Source organism: Bacillus halotolerans (assembly GCF_001517105.1).
Classification (GTDB): Bacteria; Bacillota; Bacilli; order Bacillales; family Bacillaceae; genus Bacillus; species Bacillus halotolerans.
Window position 1 is genome coordinate 172,109 of sequence record NZ_LPVF01000001.1, and the last position, 18,240, is coordinate 190,348.

Here is an 18,240-nt window from a genome sequence, read left to right on the forward strand (position 1 = left end):
GTACTGGTTTCGTCTTCAATTAAAATCCTCTGTAAACATACGGATCATCAGGTTTTTTAATGGTGTTCCAGTCCGTCACTTTCACGACAGGGAGGGTGGATTTGAATGGCTGATAATATTCTGAGGATAAAGTGCCTTTGATATGAATCCATTCATCATCCTTAATATCCATGTCCTTCGGAAATTCCACAAGCATCCCGTAAACGCCGGAATCAGCGATACAGTGAATAATGCCAAACCGCAATACGAAGAGCTGGTTTTTGTTAATCGCGTTTCCTTTATACGCAAATCCATGAAACTCAATCGTCCGTCCGAGAAATTCACCCGGATAGTTATAAATGGTTTCCATTCCTTTTAAGAAATCATCATCGGTCAGAGAAATCTCTTTTTTACCAGAATACTTTTTATACAGCTGTTTCATCTGCTTGTCATAGCTGTCTTGAGCATAATAAAGGCTGGCATCAGGCCGCAGATACTGGGTTTGGGAGTAGTGGTCTCCGCTTTCCATGGCCTTAAACGAGAATCCTTTCGTTTTGACGATGGATGAGTCAAGCGTCGCAATCGGAAAAAAGATGCCTGACACCAAAGGGAAAAGAAAAACAAGATAAATCAAATACCGCTGATAAAATGGTTTGTTTTGTTCATGGTCATGCTCATGATCATGGCCGCAGCCGCAATCATCATCATGAAGATGCCCGCCTTTTTCAGGCGATTTGATAAACAAATACGCTTGAACCGCTGTCAAAATGGCCAGCAGGAAAATCGCAATAAAGGAAAGATAGGAATATTTCATATTGATATATTTTGTTAGATTTCCTGAGGTATGCAGATGATAAAAGAAAAACGTAAATCCCATTAGCACCAATAGACGAAACATCCAATCACCCCTTTACAAGTAGTGATCCCGCTAAGACGATCACGACAATATACGTAATCAGCAGGAAAACAAATCGTTTTTTGAAGGCCGCGAGCATCATCAAGAGATTCTTAATATCAACCATCGCACCGAAGACGAGAAAGGCGATGAGCGAGCCTAAAGAAAATGTGCTGCTGAAGGAAGACGCAATAAATGCATCCACTTCTGAACAAAGCGACAAGACAAACGCCAGGCCCATCATCACGAGGGAAGAAGATACATCATTCTGTCCGATCGCAAGCAGAGTGGATGTTTTGACGTACGTCTGCATCGCAGCTGCGATAAAGGCGCCGATGATTAAATATTTCCCCACGGAGAAAAATTCATCAATGGCGTGACGCAAGGTCCCTCCCAGCTTTTGAAGCAGGGTGTGGTGATGATGGTGGCGATGTCCGGGTTCATCAGGCTTTAACAGCTGGTTATCCTTAAATTGATAGGATAAGATGATGCCGATGATCACCGAAACGGCCAGCGCCAGCCCGCCCCGGTAAAAGACAACGCTCCATCTATTCCCGAACGCAATATACGTAGAAAACAAAACAATGGGATTGATGATAGGAGCAGTCAGCATAAAAGCAACGCCTGCATGCAGAGGAACCCCTTTTAGCAGAAGCCGCCTCGTAATCGGGATAATGCCGCATTCGCAGGCGGGAAATAAGATGCCGGCAAGCGCACCAAATAAGACTGCGAGAAACCGGTTTTTCGGCATGATCCTTGCAATCATTTCTTCAGAAACAAACATTTGAATGATTCCGGACAGAATGACGCCAATCAGAATAAACGGAATGGCTTCTATTAAAATACTGATAAAAATAGAATTCAGCTGAAGAAAAGACGATTGTGCTGTCACAATAAAACCTCCGCTCATGGTAAGCTGCCTCTGATTATATCACGAAAAAAGGCACTGATTGTTTGACGGAAGAGGAGGAAGGATCGTTTCACCTTGGTTAGGATTCTAAAAATTCGAGTATGATTCTATCTGTTTCAGCAGCTTCTTTCCCAAGCCAAATCAGGTGCCCCCATGAGTGAATCAAACAGAGAGCGGCGTCAGGAATGTGTTCTTTTGCATGATGTGCATGTGACAAGTCCACCAATCCATCATAAACACTTTGCATAATCAGCACGGGACATATGATGGCTTGCAGGTCTTTTAAAGAGACAGCGGCGGTTTGTGACAAGTCAAGCAGAAATCCTTCACCCGAGCGCTGCCGGCTGTTCATTTTCCGTAATGCTTCTATGTCTTTTTCATTCATCAAGGACTTGATTCGCTGAAACGGAACCGTGCTGAATTGGGGGCTCATAGCTCGAAACATCAAACGCGGGAAAGCGTTATTCAAAGAAGAAATCAGCTTCCATATCCACTTTTCCACCGGCGGGCGGAAGAGAATTCTCCCAACTTTGTATTCCGTGTCTTGAGGGGTGAGCCATCCTTTGGTGACCGCGGATTGCAGGGTCAGAGTGTTTGTCCTTTCTGGATAATGTGAGGCAAAGCATATGCCGCTTGGGCCGCCTGCTGAGATGGCAATCACATGGACGCTGTCGATTTGTAAATGATCTAATAGCTTCACATAGAAACGGCAGGCGTCGGCAAGACTTTTTCCAATCTCTTTTGACGTTCGTCCGTAGCCGGGCCTTGAAGGCGTGATAATGGAGTACCCGTGCTTGACCAGCGACGTGTAGCCGAATTCCTCGTAACAATTTGAATGCCCGCCATGCATGACAAGAATGGGGGCTCCCTTGCCAGTCACAGAAAATTCTAGCGTATGTCCTTCGAAAGTGATCGTTTCGACTCGTCTTTTCATCTGTTTCTCCCATTTGTTTTCTGCCTATTATAGGGTTTTCAACAATTTACCACAAGGAGAAGAAATGAATAAACAAAGGCACGGAAAATGTGATATACTTTTTATTGATATTCATTCTCAATTAAAATGATTTGATATAGATGTGTACGGGAGGCAGGACGGATGGCTGAAAATCAAGAGGTGTATGACGTCACGATTATAGGCGGAGGACCGATCGGGCTGTTTACGGCTTTTTACTGCGGCATGCGGGAGCTGAAAACGAAAGTGATTGAGTTTTTGCCGCGGCTCGGGGGAAAGGTGTCTTTATTTTTCCCTGAGAAGATCATTCGCGATATTGGCGGGATACCGGGGATTGCCGGGGAGCAGCTGATCGAACAGCTGAAGGAGCAGGCGGCGACGTTTGACCCTGATATTGTGCTGAATCAGCGAGTGACTGGATTTGAGCGTCTGGATGACGGAACCATGGTGCTGACTAGCTCTGAGGGGGAGAAGCACTATACAAGAACCGTTATTTTGGCTGTCGGAATGGGCACGCTGGAGGTCAATGAGTTTGACAGCCAGGATGCGAGCCGATATGCAGGAAAAAATCTTCATTATAAAGTGGAAAAGCTTGATGCGTTTAGAGGCAAACGGGTCGTGATTTCTGGCGGGGGAGATACTGCGGTCGATTGGGCTAATGAGCTGGAACCGATTGCGGCATCTGTTACTGTCGTGCACCGCAGGGAGGAATTCGGCGGACTGGAAAGCAGCGTGACGAAAATGAAGCAGTCATCTGTGCGGGTGCTTACCCCTTATCGGCTGGAACATCTCAGCGGCACTGAAGAACGCATCGAAAGCGTCACCGTTTGTCATGCTGAGTCTGGACATACCGAGGAAATCGAGCTTGATGAGCTCATTATTAATCACGGGTTTAAAATTGATCTCGGCCCGATGAAGGATTGGGGCCTCGAGATTGAAGAAGGCCGGATTAAAGCTGACAGACATATGCGGACGAATCTTCCGGGCGTGTTTGTTGCGGGGGACGCGGCTTATTATGAAAGCAAGCTCAGATTGATTGCCGGCGGCTTTACGGAAGGCCCGACTGCCGTCAACAGTGCGAAATCTTATCTGGACCCTCAGGCGGAAAATATGGCGATGTATTCCACTCACCACAAAAAATTGGTTCATAAATAAGAAAGCCCTTTGGAAAAGGGCTGTATCATCAGCTGTGGAGGAGTTTTTTCTCCACTTGCTCATTTTGTATAAACGCAAATAATTGCTCTTGGTCTTGTACGGCAGTAAACCCATATGCAGCGGCGGGCGCGCCATCGCCTATACAGATGACAGGGGGGCGGCTTGCTGACGGTTCAGGTGAAATGCCGATTTCTTCTCCTGCGCTGATCAATTGCTGAGCGGACTGCTTGCCGGGGCAAATGATCATGTGCAGAGGAGACTCACTGATCGTCCGTTCGGTCATTCTGGTGAATCGCTCATCTATGACGTTTTCATGAGTGATATAGCACAAACAGGCCTCTGATTTCTGCATTTCTTCTACTGAATGACGGCTGCCGACAATCAGCTTTTCAGGTGAATTGTGATGGTGCTCGGATATGATGAAGCCGCGTTTTATAAGCTCTGCCTTTCCTGCTTCTGACGCTGCACTCAGGCGTGCGGTCAGCTGGCGAATGTCGATTCGTTTAGACGCGAGCGCTTCAAAAAATTCGCAAACCGCACGGCGTGATGTGAAGAAAATATCCTCAAAGGTGCTGATCTGTCCTAGAATATCCTCGTGGGCAGGTATTTTTTCAGTCCGCCATTTCGGCCATTCGATGACATCGGCACCATAATCGCGCAGCTTGTCTGCCAGCGTATGCTCATCTTCGCCATGAGTGACTATCATCATATGCTGCCCGATGAATGGTTTGCTTTCAAACCAGCTGTGTGTTTGAACGTTTACAATATCACCAATGACGATAATGGCGGGATTTGTGATTTGCTGTTCCTGTATTTTTTGATGGATATCCTGCAGCGTTCCTTTTACGCTCCGCTGGCGGCCCCACGTTCCCCATTGAATCACGATGACAGGGACAGAAGGAGATTTTCCGTACGCGATGAGCTGCTGGCAAATAAATGGAAGGTTTTTGACACCCATGTAAAACACAAGCGTTTGAACGCTTCGGGCAAGCCCTTCCCAGTCAAGGTTCGGGGTTCCTTTTAAGGATTTATCATGTGCGGTAATCATGGCGAAAGACGAAGCGAAATCCCGATGCGTGACGGGGATTCCCGCATACAGCGGCGCTGCGATTCCCGAGGTGATGCCCGGCACCATTTCATAGCGGATGCCATGCTGGTGGAGAGCGTCTGCTTCCTCGCCGACTCTGCCAAACACGCTGGGATCTCCGCCCTTCAAACGTACAACAGTTAATCCCTCCGACGCTTTTTCAATCAGCAGGGCATTGATTTCTGCTTGTTTCATAAAATGGCGGTCCGGCAGTTTTCCGCAATAAATGAACTGGCAGTCTGGTGATGCGTATTCGAGCAGCTTTGGGTTTGCGAGCCGGTCATACAAAATGACATCCGCTTCCTCCAGCGCCTGTTTTCCTTTTATGGTGATGAGCCCTGGATCTCCAGGTCCGGCGCCCACAAAATATACGATTCCGTTTTTCATGATCATGTCATCCTTCCGTCACTGTAAAAAATGAAGGATCACTTTGAAAGTGATCCGGTCTTTGATCAATATACGAGATAAACGTATTCTCCTTCGATCAGCGTTTCGTATGTTTTAACACAGCCGTGATCCGGCTCTTGAACGATTCCGTCTTCCAAGGAGATTTTCCAGTCGTGCATCGGACAGAAGACATATTCGCCGCTGACGATACCTTCTGCAAGGACGCCGCCCTTATGGGGACAGCGGTTTTCAATGGCGCGGATGCTCCCGTTTGAAAGCTTAAAGACCGCAAGCTCCTTATCTTCAATATACACTGTTTTTCCTAATTGTTCAGGCAATTCTTCGATTTTTCCGATACATACTTTTGTGACGTCTTTGTTCACCATGTCCATTCCTCCTCAATGTTTGTTTCTGTCATTATGATGTGGTCACGACATTTTCAAATAATTCTTTAGAGGTTTGTTTATCTTCCAGGAAGTCCTTCCACGGATCTTTGTGGACAGAGAGCGTTTCATTCATTCGATCGTTCAGCTCCTGCCGTTTTTCCGGATCGTTTAAAATATCTTGGACATGGGATAAACCGACGCGCTCCAGCCATGCGGACGTGCGTTCTAAGTAGTTTGCCGTTTCCCGGTAGTATTGAAGATAAGCGCCTGCGTATTCCAAGACTTCTTCATTTGTTTTCACCTTCATCAGCAAGTCGCCGGCACGCAAATGGGTTCCGCCGTTTCCGCCGACGTAAAGCTCCCAGCCTCCGTCGATGCCGACAACGCCAAGATCTTTAATGCCGGACTCTGCACAGTTTCGCGGACAGGCAGATACGGCCATTTTCACTTTATGAGGCGTGTTGAGTCCTTCAAATTTTTTCTCAAGGTCGATGCCTAAGGCCATGGAGTCTTGTGTGCCGAAGCGGCAGAATTGTTCGCCTACACATGTTTTTACCGTGCGGAGTGTTTTTCCGTACGCGTAGCCTGACGGCATATCAAGATCGGCCCATACCTTTGGCAGGTCTTCTTTTTTCACGCCGATCAAGTCAATTCGCTGGCCGCCTGTCATTTTGACGAGCGGGATCTCGTATTTGTCGACGACATCAGCGATTTTGCGAAGATCTTGAGAGTTGGTTACACCGCCGTACATCCGCGGTACGACAGAGTAGGTGCCGTCTTTTTGAATATTGGCGTGCATCCGTTCATTAACAAAGCGGGATGTTCTCTCATCCTCATATTTGGACGGATTGATCATGCCTAAATAGTAGTTCAGAGCCGGACGGCATTTGGAACAGCCTTCTGGCGTTTTCCAGCCGAGCACGTTCATGACTTCTCTTGTATGTGACAGCCCTTTGGCTTTGATTTCTTCGACAACCTCGTCTCTCGACAATGAGGTGCAGCCGCAAATCGCTTCTTTTTGGACTGATGCGTCAAAGTCTGATCCCAGCGTATATTGAAGGATGTCTTCTACGAGCGGCTTACAGCCTCCGCATGAGCGGGACGCGCCGGTGCAAGCTTTGATTTCATCTGTTGATGAACAGCCCTGTTCCTGGATGGCTTGAATAATTGCTCCTTTTGACACGCCGTTACAGCCGCAGATGATTTCATCATTGCTCATGGCAGCGGTCAGACTTGTGCCGGCTTCTTGGTTGAGAGGCTGTAAAATTGAGATTTTAGAGGTTTCAGAGATATCTGCTTCTTTTTGAATCATCGAAAACAGGCGGTTGCCCTCACTGCTGTCGCCGAATAAAACGGCTCCGACAATCTGATTGCCTCGCAGCACGACTTTCTTATAAATGCCATCCTGTTCATCAAAGACCTTAATCGCTTTTTTCTCGTCTGATTCGTTAAAGTCACCGGCAGAAAAGACCTCGACTCCTGATACTTTGAGTTGAGTGGAGAGAACGGAGCCTTCATAAGGTTTCGTTTCAACACCGCAGATATGTTTAGCGAGAACTTTCGCCTGTTCATAGAGCGGCGCCACGAGTCCGTATGCGATTCCTCGGTGCTCGGCGCATTCACCGACCGCATAAACGTGCGGAATTTCAGTTTGCATATAATCGTTGACAATGATGCCGCGGTTGACTGGAATTCCGCTTTCGGCCCCAAGCGCTGTATTTGGGCGGATGCCGACGGCCATGACGACTAAATCGGCTTCAACGCTTGTGCCGTCTTTGAACCTGACGCCCTCGACCCGGTCATCTCCGAGAATTTCTTCTGTTTGCTTTTCAAGCAGAAAGGTCATTCCTTGTTTTTCTAATTCGTTTTGCAGCAGGCGTCCGGCCGTTGCGTCAAGCTGGCGTTCCATCAGGAAGGGAGCGAGATGGATAACGGAAACTTCCATACCGAGATTCAGCAGGCCGCGCGCAGCTTCTAAGCCAAGCAAGCCCCCGCCAATGACGGCTGCTTTTTTATATTGTTTTGACGCAGCGAGCATCGTGTCTGTATCTTTTATGTCCCGGAAAGCTGTGACGCCTTTTTTGTCTGCGCCCGGAATCGGCAGAATAAAAGGGACAGAACCCGTAGCCAGGATCAGTTCATCATAAGGCTGTATTCTGTCTGCATCGGTGATGACCGTTTTGTTTTCGGTGTCCACTTTAATAACTGTTTCATTGGTATACAATTGTATATTGTTTTCTTCGTACCAGTTCCAATCGTTTAACGTAATATCTTTGATATCTGTATCGCCTTGCAGCACTTTTGACAAAAGGATTCGGTTGTAGTTGGGATGCGGTTCGGAACCAAAAATTGTGATTTGAAATTCGTCTTTTGAAACATTCAGTATCTCTTCAATGGCCCTTACCCCGGCCATTCCATTACCAACAAGAACTAGCTGTTTTTTTCCCATCAGATGATCCGCTCCTTATCAATGTTTTTTCCAGCGTAGCACAGCAAAAAGAAATATTTAAGATGCATGTTATAAAATGTAACAAAAAATACGAAAATTTCTAAAAATTTTATGAAAATTTTAAATAGGTCTGACTCGGACGGCGCATACCTTAAAACCGGGCATTTTACACGCTGGATCTAGGCTGTCGCCAATCAAATCATTTACGTTTTGGGCATCCGTCCAGTGGATGGGAACAAATACTGTGTCTTTTCTGATGTGTTCTGACCATTTGCTGCGGACGGTGATGCTTCCGCGAGGAGATTCGATGTTCACGAGAACGCGGTCTTCGATATTGTAGGCCGCTGCTGTTTTCGGATGGATTTCCATAAATGATTCAAAATGTCTTGCGGCCAAAGAGGCGCTTTTTCTTGTTTGGACACCTGTTAAATAATGAGACATGACCCTTCCGGTCGTTAAAAACAACGGATATTCTGCAGTCGGCTTATCTTTTGGAACAACGGGTTCGTTTGAGATCACACTTAATGCCGCTTTTTGATCCGGATGTGCAAATGAGTCCTCAAATAAGCGCCCGGTTCCGGGATGATCAGGCTCCGGACACGGCCAGTGAATCCCGCCTTCTTGTCTGAGCCTGTCGTATGTGATGCCGGAATAATCGGCGATTCCGCCGCGGCTTGCTTCTCTTAATTCGTTAAAGATATCCTTCGCAGACGTGTAGGGAAAATAACGGCCTTTTCCGAGAACGGACGCGATTTCGCAAATGATCTGCCAATCATGCTTTGCTTCTCCCGGGCAGGGGCGGCTCGCTTCCCTCAATGTCACGCGGCCTTCGAGATTAGTCATCGTGCCTTCGTCTTCTAAGTAAGAGGATGCGGGCAAAATGACATCGGCGAATTTCGCAGTTTCAGATAGAAACAAGTCGATCGCAACAAAGAATGTCAGTTTCGACAGCGCCTGTTTGACAAGGTTGGCATTTGGGCTGGAGACTGCTGGATTGGAACACATTAGAAACAGTCCTTTAATGTCTCCATCGTTGATTTTTTCCATCATTTCATAGGCTGAGACGCCTTTTCGCGGGAGCTCATCCGGATTGACTCCCCACACTTTTGCAATATAAGCCCGATGTTCTTCGTTTTCGATAGAACGGTAGCCGGGAAGCTGATCTGCTTTTTGGCCATGCTCTCGGGCGCCTTGCCCATTGCCCTGTCCGGTGATCGCTCCGTAGCCCGAGTAAGGCTTGCCGATTTTTCCTGTGATCAGCACCACATTTAAGAAGCCTTTCACAGCTGCGGTTCCGTCGGTTTGCTGTTCAATGCCGCGGGCTGTAAACAGCATGCCGGACGTTTCCTTGGCAAACTTCATAGCGGCCTTTCGCATTTGCTCTAAAGGAACACTTGTCTGCTCGGCGATGTCTTCCAGATTTAAAGCGCCGGTATGCTGTTTGAGCTCATCAAATCCGTTTGTGCGCGTGCGAATGAAGTCTTCGTTTATCAGCTGTTCGTCTATGATGATTTTGACTAAACCGTTGGCAAGGGCTGCGTCTGTTCCGGGTTTGATTTTCAGATGAAGGTCGGCTATTTTTGTCGTCGCTGTTTCCCGGGGGTCAATGGCAATGAGATAAGCCCCGTTTTCTTTCGCTTGTTCAAAATACGGCATGATGGTCGGCTGGCATTCCGCGATATTGGTGCCGGCCAAAATGATCACTCGGGTGTGGGGGATTTCCGCTAAGGGATTCGTCAAGCCTCTGTCTGCTCCGAATGTTTGGTTGGCTCCGGTTGCTGCGGCGGACATACATAGCCGGCCGTTGTAATCGATGTATTTTGTCTGTAAGCCGACTCGTGCGAACTTTCCTAATAGATATGCCTCTTCATTCGTAATCGAGGCGCTTCCGTAGACAGCCATCGCATCATGACCGTGTTTGTCTTGGATCAGGGTGACTTGCTCTTTTATATAGTTCAGCGCTTCAGCCCAGGTAACAGGCACAAACTCATCGTTTTTTTTGAGCAGCGGCCGGGTGATGCGGGAGGAGTGCAGGGCATGCTGGTGGGCGTTCATCCCTTTCATGCATAAACGGCCTTGTGTCGTGGGATTGTCGATGCCGATGGCTGTATACTTTTTCCGTGTGACGATGGTTTGTTCCACAAGCTGCATTTTGCATTGCATGCTGCAAAACGGACATTGGGTGTCGTATGTTTTTTCTGATTGGACGTCTTGCTGTTTTTCGCGGAAATATCTAAGCAGTCGTTCAGTCAAAATGCCTCATCCTTTCTTAAGTGCGCCAGCCTGTATAGGCTGATCTTGTATCAATGACAGGTCTGTTTGAAGGTTTTCCAGCAGCTGCGTCCGCAAATCCTGTTCAAATAATACCTCTCTGATATGAATGATGCCCAGGCGGTCAATCCACTGATGAACCGCTTCTGCGTAGTGAGCCGTTTCGCGATAATATTGAAGAAGGCCTTTCATCATAATGGCAGTATTTTCTTCGCTATCCGTCACACAAAACAGCATTCCGGCACGGGCATGCCCACCCCGGATGCCGCCAGTGTAAATGTCCCAGCCCTCTTGTGTTCGAATGGCGCCGATATCCTGTATAGCTGCGGCGGTGCAGTCTTTTTCACACGACAAGCTGATGGATATGTGATCGGGCATGGAAAGCATGTCAGTATGTCTTTCGATATGGCTTGCCAGCTTTTGAATAGAGCGATCTTCCCCGCACGTACATGCTATGACACTTTGCAGCGTGCGGCGGTGCTGATGAGTGAAAACTGGCATGTGCAGTTCTTTTCTGATGTTTGCAAGGTCATTCGGACGGATTCCGGAAAGCTTCAGCCTCTGGCCGTGAGTTATTGAAACATTGGGGATGCCGAATGTCTCGATGATGTTTGCGATGTTTCTGAGTTCCTTCGCATTTGTCAGCCCGCCGTACATTTGCGGAATGAGGGTGCATGTATCCTCGGGCGATGTTTCAAGAGACTGGATATAGCCAGGCTGCAGCAATTCCATGTAATAGTGAAGCGCCGGAACACAAACGCGGCAGCCGTTTTTCGTTTTCCAGCCAAGCTGATTCATTGCCTCAGCAGGATCAGGGAAATGACATCGGTGCAGTTCGGCGATGACTTCATCTTCCGTCAAATCAGTGCAGCCGCAAAACGAAGGCTGGCCGGCTGGTTCTGTATATTCGCTGCTGGCCATGTATTTCAGAAGGTCTTCAACGAGCGGCTTGCAGCCTCCGCAAGAGCCGGATGCTTTTGTGCACTGCTTCACTTCTTCGACCGTTGTTAAGCCTTTCGTGTGCACCGCTTCTTCAATCAAACCTTTTGTCACCGAGTTGCATTGGCAAATGGGTTCAGCGGGAGGCATGGATGCAAATGATATGCCGCTTTGATCCGGTTCGATCAGCTGCTTTTTGACAATGGAAATGTCTCTTTGTTTGAGCAGGCTGTCGAGAAGCCTCTGTTTATCACGTGTGTCTCCGAATAAAATCACACCAGCCAGTTTGTCTTTCTCAAAGAGGACTTTTTTGTAGCAGCCGGCATGTTCATCATGAAGCTTAATGCTCGTCGTGCCTGCGTCTTCGTGCATCTTTCCTGCCGACCACACATCAATTCCCGCTATTTTTAAGGCTGCAGATTGGGCAGAGCCATGATACCCTTCACAGGGAACGCCGCAGATGTGTTGTGCGAGGACTTTTCCTTGTTCATAAAGAGGCGCGACCAATCCGTATACCATTCCGTTGTGCTCGGCGCATTCCCCGACGGCATACACATTCGGTTTGCTCGTCTGCATGAATTGATTGACGATGAAGCCGCGGTTTGCGGCGATTCCTGCTGATGCAGCCAATTGGATATTGGGTCTTACACCAGCCGCCATCACAATCAAGTCTGCTTTTATCGAAGAGCCGTCGCTAAACCGGATACCATCTGCCCGTGAGCCTCCTGTAATGGATGCTGTGTCTTTCTCTAAAAGAAAGGTTAAGCCTTTTCGTTCCAGCTCAGACTGAAGCAGACGAGAGGCTGTTTGATCGAGCTGTTTTTGCATAATGCTGGGAGAGTGGTGAATGACGCTGACATCCATGCCCAGATGCCGCAGGCCGACAGCCGCCTCAAGGCCTAATAAGCCGGCGCCGATGACCGCTGCTTTTTGATAACGTTCCGTCATGCTGATAAAAGCTTGGCAGTCTTCTATTGTCCGAAAGCCGTAAACACCTTCTTTGTCTGTCCCGGGTATGGGGAGAATATGAGGGGAGGAGCCTGTTGCCAGAATCAATTTGTCGTAGGACAGGCTGCGTTTTTGATCTGTGATGACTTGCTGCAAGTCTGTGTTGATTTGAACGACTGTTTCTCCTGTGTAAAGTGTTATGTCTTGCTTGGCGTACCATTCACTGCTGTTCAGCACAATGTCATTGAGCGATGCCTCCCCCTGTAAAACGGAGGATAAGAGAATGCGATTATAGTTGGGATGCGGTTCGCTGCCGAAAATGACAATCTGAAACATGTCACGATGAAGCTTTAATATTTCTTCAATACAGCGAATTCCGGCCATTCCGTTCCCTGCTACAATTAATCTTTGTTTCTTCATTTGCCAGACCTCCTTTGCCTCAGCTTGTAAGTTTTTCTCCTATCAAAAATTATGGCACAATGCTCAGTTAACGCATTAAACGTGTCACATTAGCTTACACATGTCTTTTCCGAAAAAATAAGGTCATATATTCTTGATTCAGAAAATTGAAATTTTTATAGGGTCAAGAAAGGGGAATGTTATGAAGCTGTCGGAACTGAAAACAAGCGGTCACCCGTCCACTTTGCTCTGCTCGTTTTTATACTTTGATGTAAGTTTTATGATATGGGTTATGCTTGGGGCGCTTGGTGTTTATATTTCTCAGGATTTTGGCCTGTCTCCCTTTGAAAAAGGACTTATCGTGGCTGTGCCGATTTTATCGGGATCTTTGTTTCGGATCATATTAGGCGTGTTAACGGACAGAATCGGGCCGAAAAAAACAGCTGTGACCGGAATGCTGGTGACGATGATCCCGCTGCTCTGGGGAACTTTTGGCGGCCGTACGCTGACTGAGCTTTACGGGATCGGCATCCTGCTTGGCGTAGCCGGCGCGAGCTTTGCTGTTGCGCTTCCTATGGCAAGCCGGTGGTATCCGCCTCATTTGCAGGGACTGGCGATGGGGATAGCGGGTGCGGGTAACAGCGGCACCTTGTTTGCGACACTGTTTGGCCCCCGTCTTGCAGAGCAGTTCGGCTGGCACAGCGTGATGGGAATTGCGCTTCTTCCTCTGATCATCGTCTTTATTCTGTTTGTTTTCATGGCGAAGAATTCTCCTGAACAACCGGCGCCGCAGCCGCTCAAAAACTACTTGCAGGTGTTCGGACAGAAGGAAACGTGGTTTTTCTGTCTGCTGTACAGCGTCACTTTTGGAGGATTTGTCGGGCTGTCCAGCTTTTTGGCGATATTCTTCGTTGATCAATACCAGCTGTCAAAAATTCACGCGGGAGATTTCGTCACATTATGTGTAGCAGCGGGCAGTTTTTTCCGGCCTGTAGGGGGCTGGATTTCCGATCGAGTCGGGGGCACGAAGGTTCTTTCTGTTCTGTTTGTCATCGTGGCTCTTTGCATGGCCGGAGTCAGCAGTCTGCCGTCTCTTTCAATGGTTATCATCCTTTTATTTGTCGGAATGATGGGACTCGGAATGGGCAACGGAGCAGTGTTTCAGCTCGTCCCGCAACGCTTCCGGAAAGAAATTGGAATGGTGACGGGGATCGTCGGCGCAGCAGGAGGCATCGGAGGGTTCTTTCTGCCAAACATTTTAGGGTCATTAAAACAGATGACAGGCACATATGCCATCGGATTTATCACGTTTTCCTGTATCGCATTGCTGGCGTTTGTGCTTGTGATTGCCGCAGGATATTACTGGAGAAAAAGCTGGAGCGCGGAAAGCAGCCCGGCGGATGTTTGATGTTTGGATGGGAGACACGCGAGTGCGCGTGTCTTTTTTGCTGTTTTTCAACTTTCTCTTGATTTTAACTCGTGAACCGATCAGAATAAATAGTAATTATTACGATTTGAAACGGAAGGAGTTTTCTGAATGGCACAACACATTCTGCTCCCGGAAAAAACGGAGCGTCTTCAATATTTTGGATCGGTCAGTCCTGTGAAAGGACAAAAGCCTGTGGAAAAGGAGAACATGAAGGATCTTCAGAATACCAGAAAAGACTATTTTTTTGGTATTCAGCAAGTAGGTGTCACCAATGTGTCTCACCCGGTCACTGTTGCCTCAGCGATGAAGCCTTTTCAGCAAACGACAGCAGCGAATTTTACCATGACCGCCAGCCTGCAGCGGAATCAGAAGGGCATCAATATGAGCCGGTTAACAGAGCAGCTTCAACGCTATCATCAAAACGGCTGGATTCTCTCATTTTCTTCTCTTCAGCAATTTACGAAAGAGCTTGCAGAAAACATGGATCAAATCTCGGCTTCCGTCGAAGTGCGGTTTCCGTGGTATTTCGAAAGAAAGAGTCCAAGGCTTGAGAAAGCGGGGCTGATGCATGCTGAGATGTTGATGTCTGTCACCTATCACGAAGATCAGCCGTTTAAACATCGGGCCGGTATCTCAGCGAAAGTAACGACTCTTTGCCCTTGCTCTAAGGAAATCAGTGAATACAGCGCCCACAATCAGAGAGGAACGGTCAGCATTTTGGCCGATATTCATCCAACGGCACTGCTCCCAGTCGATGTCAAAGCCGATTTGCTTCACGTTGTAGAATCAAATGCCAGCGCGAGACTGCACCCGGTGCTAAAGCGGCCGGATGAAAAAGCCGTAACGGAAAACGCATATGAAAATCCCAGATTTGTTGAGGATCTGGCCCGTCTCATTGCCGCAGATTTATATGAGCTTGAATGGGTGTCGGCCTTTGATATTGAATGCAGAAATGAAGAATCGATTCATCTGCACGATGCCTATGCGAAGCTTAGGTTTTCGAAACAGGGGGAATGACTATGAAACTGTCATTCTTATTAATTGCTGTTTTTGCGCCGGCAATTCTGCTGTCAGCCTGTTCTTATCATGCGGACGAGAAAGCTGGATCTCAAATGAAGAAAACAGACAAACACATAAAGGCGGAGAATACAAGCATTGATTGGACAAAGCCTTCCGGCGGAGAATACCCCGATATCAAGCAGCTGAAAAATGTCTGGATTGATGTAGACGTGAAACAGCAGAAGGCTTACATCAAAGCCGGAAGCAAAACCATCTATACCATGATCGTTTCATCAGGACTCGATCAAACCCATGATGATTCCACACCGAAAGGCACATTTCATATCGAGCCTGAACGGGGAGAATGGTTTTTCTCTGAAGGATATCAGGAAGGGGCGGAATACTGGGTCTCATGGAAAAACCATGGAGAATTTCTTTTTCACAGCGTACCCATGACAAAGGAGAAAAAAGTCATTGAAAAGGAAGCAAAAAAATTAGGGGCAAAAGCATCCCATGGCTGTATCAGACTATCCATTCCAGATGCGAAATAGTATACGAAAACATACCTGAACACACAAAAGTTGTGATCAGCTGAATAGAAAGCAGTTGACAAAAAGGAAAAAAGAACATACGATTTAAATCGTAATAATTACGTTTTGTTAAATGGCTTATCATCGGCGGCGGAATTCAAGGGTCGACCTTGGCTGTGCATCTGGTGAAGAGCGGAAAGGTGCCTATCCAGGATCTTGCGGTCATTGATCCTCATAGCCCCTTGAGTGCTGGAAGCGAAATACGGCCCGCATATGAATGATTTACGCTCTCCATCGGTCCATCACATGGATACCGAGCCGTTCAGCCTGCAAACGTATGCGGATAAAAGCCAGTGGCCGGAGATATTCTTCGGGAGGTATAAGCGCCCCTATTTATCGCTTTTTAATCAGCATTGTGAAACTGTATTGGATGAGATACATATTGATCAGGCGTGGAAGACAGGCATGGTGACAGACTTGAGAAGAAAAAACGGATTGTGGGAAGTGAGGACAGATGCCTCCGAAACAATCATAGGCGAAAGAGTTGTACGAGCCATGAGTTTTTCACAACAGCCTTGCTGGCCGGAGTGGGCACAGCCATTTCAGAATGATGGCATTTATCATGTGTTTGACAGGGATGTGCAAGGGTTAAGACAGGAAGACGTTAAAGCGGCAGTTGTGGGCGGAGGGATCACGGCGGCTCATTACGCCATCAAGCTCTCAGATGACGGGCACGACGTGACGATGTTCGCGAGGCATCCATTCCGCACCTATGATTTTGACAGTGATCCAGGCTGGCTTGGCCCGAAGTATATGAAAAGATTCAGCAAAACGCCAGACTGCCAAAAGAGAAGGCAATGGATCACAAACGCCAGACATCGCGGCTCCTTCCCGAAGGACATCTCAAGAAAGCTTGCTGTTTATAGAGAAGAGGGCAGGATAAAGGTCATTCAGCATGAAGTGATGTCATGTCAAAAAACAGCTGACGGCCGGCTGCACATACAGCTGAAGAAAAATGAATCGTCATACACATTCGAACATATCGCGCTGGCAACAGGCTTTGCCTCTGACATCAGCCGATTCGAGTGGGTTCAAAAAGCAGCGCAAGCAGAGCAATTGCCTTTTGCCGGCTGCGGCTTTCCGATTGTCGGCAAGGATTTGCAATGGGGGAACGGGTTATACGTGATGGGTGCCTTTGCGGAACTTGAAATCGGGGCCGACAGCGAGAAATATTTCCGGGGCGCGAAAAGCGGCAATCACTATTACACATACGTCATTTAAATCGTAATGATTCTATTTTGAGAGGATATGATCACAATGAAAAAAATTCCGGTTACTGTACTAAGCGGCTATCTTGGCGCGGGAAAAACAACACTGCTCAACAGCATTTTGCAAAATCGCGATGGCTTAAAAATAGCCGTGATTGTAAATGACATGAGCGAGGTAAACATTGACGCAGGGCTGGTCAAGCAGGAAGGCGGGCTTTCCAGAACAGATGAAAAGCTAGTGGAAATGTCAAACGGCTGCATTTGCTGCACACTTCGCGAGGATTTGTTAGTCGAAGTGGAGAAGCTGGCAAAAGACGGACGGTTTGATTATATCGTCATCGAATCGACGGGAATCAGCGAACCGATCCCTGTGGCCCAGACATTTTCTTATATTGACGAAGAGCTGGGAATCGATCTCACTAAGTTTTGTGAGTTAGATACGATGGTGACAGTGGTCGATGCGAACCGTTTTTGGCATGACTATCAGTCGGGTGACAGCCTTCTGGACCGCAAAGAAGCACTTGGGGAAGAAGACGAAAGAGAAATTGCCGACCTGTTAATCGATCAAATTGAGTTTTGCGATGTTCTGATCTTAAATAAATGTGATTTAGTCAGCGAGCAAGAGCTTGAACAGCTTGAGAAAGTCCTTCGCACCCTGCAGCCAAGGGCTACATTCATTCGCGCTGTCAAAGGGAACGTCAAGCCGCAGGAGATTTTACATACGGGGCTATTTAACTCCGAGGAAGCGAGCGGATCTGCCGGCTGGATAAGAGAGCTGACGGCAGGCCATGCAGCCCATACCCCGGAAACCGAGGAATACGGCATTTCTTCATTTGTTTATAAAAGACGGCTGCCGTTTCACTCAACGCGCTTTTATCAATGGATGGATCAAATGCCTAAAAATGTTGTCCGCGCCAAAGGTATCGTCTGGTGCGCATCGCATAACAGCCTCGCTCTTCTGATGTCCCAAGCCGGCCCGTCCGTAACCATTGAGCCGGTATCCTATTGGGTGGCGGCGATGCCGAAGCTTGAGCAGGAGCAAATCAAACAGCAGGAGCCGGAAATATTAGAGGATTGGGACCCGGAATTCGGCGATCGTCTGACGCAGCTGGTGTTTATCGGAACAGACTTGGATGAAGACGCTATTACGAAGGAGCTGGATCAATGTTTGCTGACTGAATATGAGTTTGATTCCGATTGGTCGCTGTTTGAAGATCCATTTAAATGGAAGCTGAATCAATAGGAAAAAGCCGTCTC

The 18,240-nt window shown here is 47.7% G+C and carries 13 protein-coding genes and 1 pseudogene; 6 read left to right on the plus strand and 8 right to left on the minus strand.

Annotated features, from left to right (window positions below):
- Nucleotides 1-19: 19 nt before the first annotated feature.
- From AU387_RS00860 to AU387_RS00870, 3 genes are all read right to left on the minus strand, one after another.
- Nucleotides 20-877, minus strand: coding sequence for a TIGR03943 family putative permease subunit (locus AU387_RS00860; protein WP_044161967.1), 858 nt, complete (start codon nucleotides 875-877; stop codon nucleotides 20-22).
- Nucleotides 878-881: 4 nt separating this feature from the next.
- Nucleotides 882-1,766 (minus strand): permease, encoded by an 885-nt coding sequence (locus AU387_RS00865; protein ID WP_082687818.1) that lies wholly within the window; start codon nucleotides 1,764-1,766, stop codon nucleotides 882-884.
- 97 nt (nucleotides 1,767-1,863) lie between these two features.
- Complete coding sequence (locus tag AU387_RS00870; protein WP_059334459.1) at nucleotides 1,864-2,718, minus strand: alpha/beta fold hydrolase; 855 nt, start codon at nucleotides 2,716-2,718, stop codon at nucleotides 1,864-1,866.
- Between the two features lie 162 nt (nucleotides 2,719-2,880).
- Between AU387_RS00870 and AU387_RS00875 the strand changes: the two genes are divergently transcribed.
- Nucleotides 2,881-3,891 (plus strand): NAD(P)/FAD-dependent oxidoreductase, encoded by a 1,011-nt coding sequence (locus tag AU387_RS00875; protein WP_044161960.1) that lies wholly within the window; start codon nucleotides 2,881-2,883, stop codon nucleotides 3,889-3,891.
- Nucleotides 3,892-3,919: 28 nt separating this feature from the next.
- Here AU387_RS00875 and cobA read toward each other — a convergent pair whose 3' ends face one another.
- The 5 genes from cobA to nirB form a co-directional block, all read right to left on the minus strand.
- Complete coding sequence (gene cobA / locus AU387_RS00880; protein WP_082687801.1) at nucleotides 3,920-5,371, minus strand: uroporphyrinogen-III C-methyltransferase; 1,452 nt, start codon at nucleotides 5,369-5,371, stop codon at nucleotides 3,920-3,922.
- Between the two features lie 59 nt (nucleotides 5,372-5,430).
- Nucleotides 5,431-5,751, minus strand: coding sequence for a nitrite reductase small subunit NirD (gene nirD / locus AU387_RS00885; protein ID WP_024120163.1), 321 nt, complete (start codon nucleotides 5,749-5,751; stop codon nucleotides 5,431-5,433).
- Between the two features lie 31 nt (nucleotides 5,752-5,782).
- Complete coding sequence (gene nasD, locus AU387_RS00890; protein WP_059334461.1) at nucleotides 5,783-8,200, minus strand: NADPH-nitrite reductase; 2,418 nt, start codon at nucleotides 8,198-8,200, stop codon at nucleotides 5,783-5,785.
- Between the two features lie 120 nt (nucleotides 8,201-8,320).
- Nucleotides 8,321-10,453, minus strand: coding sequence for an assimilatory nitrate reductase catalytic subunit NasC (gene nasC / locus AU387_RS00895; protein WP_059334462.1), 2,133 nt, complete (start codon nucleotides 10,451-10,453; stop codon nucleotides 8,321-8,323).
- Between the two features lie 6 nt (nucleotides 10,454-10,459).
- A complete protein-coding gene (gene nirB / locus AU387_RS00900) occupies nucleotides 10,460-12,778 on the minus strand; it encodes a nitrite reductase large subunit NirB (protein WP_059334463.1) in 2,319 nt (772 codons plus the stop codon).
- A 181-nt stretch (nucleotides 12,779-12,959) separates the two neighbouring features.
- Between nirB and AU387_RS00905 the strand changes: the two genes are divergently transcribed.
- The 5 genes and pseudogenes from AU387_RS00905 to zinU all read left to right on the plus strand — a co-directional run bounded on the left by AU387_RS00905 (nucleotide 12,960) and on the right by zinU (nucleotide 18,226).
- Complete coding sequence (locus tag AU387_RS00905; RefSeq protein WP_059334464.1) at nucleotides 12,960-14,165, plus strand: MFS transporter; 1,206 nt, start codon at nucleotides 12,960-12,962, stop codon at nucleotides 14,163-14,165.
- 129 nt (nucleotides 14,166-14,294) lie between these two features.
- Nucleotides 14,295-15,203, plus strand: coding sequence for a GTP cyclohydrolase FolE2 (gene folE2, locus AU387_RS00910; RefSeq protein WP_059334465.1), 909 nt, complete (start codon nucleotides 14,295-14,297; stop codon nucleotides 15,201-15,203).
- 2 nt (nucleotides 15,204-15,205) lie between these two features.
- A pseudogene (locus AU387_RS00915) lies at nucleotides 15,206-15,780 on the plus strand (L,D-transpeptidase).
- A gap of 208 nt (nucleotides 15,781-15,988) precedes the next feature.
- Nucleotides 15,989-16,996 (plus strand): SidA/IucD/PvdA family monooxygenase, encoded by a 1,008-nt coding sequence (locus tag AU387_RS00920; protein WP_232460801.1) that lies wholly within the window; start codon nucleotides 15,989-15,991, stop codon nucleotides 16,994-16,996.
- A gap of 36 nt (nucleotides 16,997-17,032) precedes the next feature.
- Nucleotides 17,033-18,226 carry a zinc metallochaperone ZinU gene (gene zinU, locus AU387_RS00925; protein ID WP_059334466.1) on the plus strand — a complete coding sequence of 398 codons (1,194 nt, stop codon included), beginning with the start codon at nucleotides 17,033-17,035 and terminating at the stop codon, nucleotides 18,224-18,226.
- The last annotated feature ends 14 nt before the right edge of the window (nucleotides 18,227-18,240 follow it).

Excerpts from the sequence above, each read along its gene's own strand:
- AU387_RS00920 (WP_232460801.1), top strand. The coding sequence starts at position 15,989 with ATGAATGATTTACGCTCTCCATCGGTCCATCACATGGATACCGAGCCG.
- nirD (WP_024120163.1), bottom strand. The coding sequence starts at position 5,751 with ATGGTGAACAAAGACGTCACAAAAGTATGTATCGGAAAAATCGAAGAA.
- nirB (WP_059334463.1), bottom strand. The coding sequence starts at position 12,778 with ATGAAGAAACAAAGATTAATTGTAGCAGGGAACGGAATGGCCGGAATT.
- AU387_RS00905 (WP_059334464.1), top strand. The coding sequence starts at position 12,960 with ATGAAGCTGTCGGAACTGAAAACAAGCGGTCACCCGTCCACTTTGCTC.
- nasD (WP_059334461.1), bottom strand. The coding sequence starts at position 8,200 with ATGGGAAAAAAACAGCTAGTTCTTGTTGGTAATGGAATGGCCGGGGTA.
- folE2 (WP_059334465.1), top strand. The coding sequence starts at position 14,295 with ATGGCACAACACATTCTGCTCCCGGAAAAAACGGAGCGTCTTCAATAT.
- zinU (WP_059334466.1), top strand. The coding sequence starts at position 17,033 with ATGAAAAAAATTCCGGTTACTGTACTAAGCGGCTATCTTGGCGCGGGA.
- AU387_RS00870 (WP_059334459.1), bottom strand. The coding sequence starts at position 2,718 with ATGAAAAGACGAGTCGAAACGATCACTTTCGAAGGACATACGCTAGAA.
- AU387_RS00860 (WP_044161967.1), bottom strand. The coding sequence starts at position 877 with ATGTTTCGTCTATTGGTGCTAATGGGATTTACGTTTTTCTTTTATCAT.
- cobA (WP_082687801.1), bottom strand. The coding sequence starts at position 5,371 with ATGATCATGAAAAACGGAATCGTATATTTTGTGGGCGCCGGACCTGGA.
- AU387_RS00875 (WP_044161960.1), top strand. The coding sequence starts at position 2,881 with ATGGCTGAAAATCAAGAGGTGTATGACGTCACGATTATAGGCGGAGGA.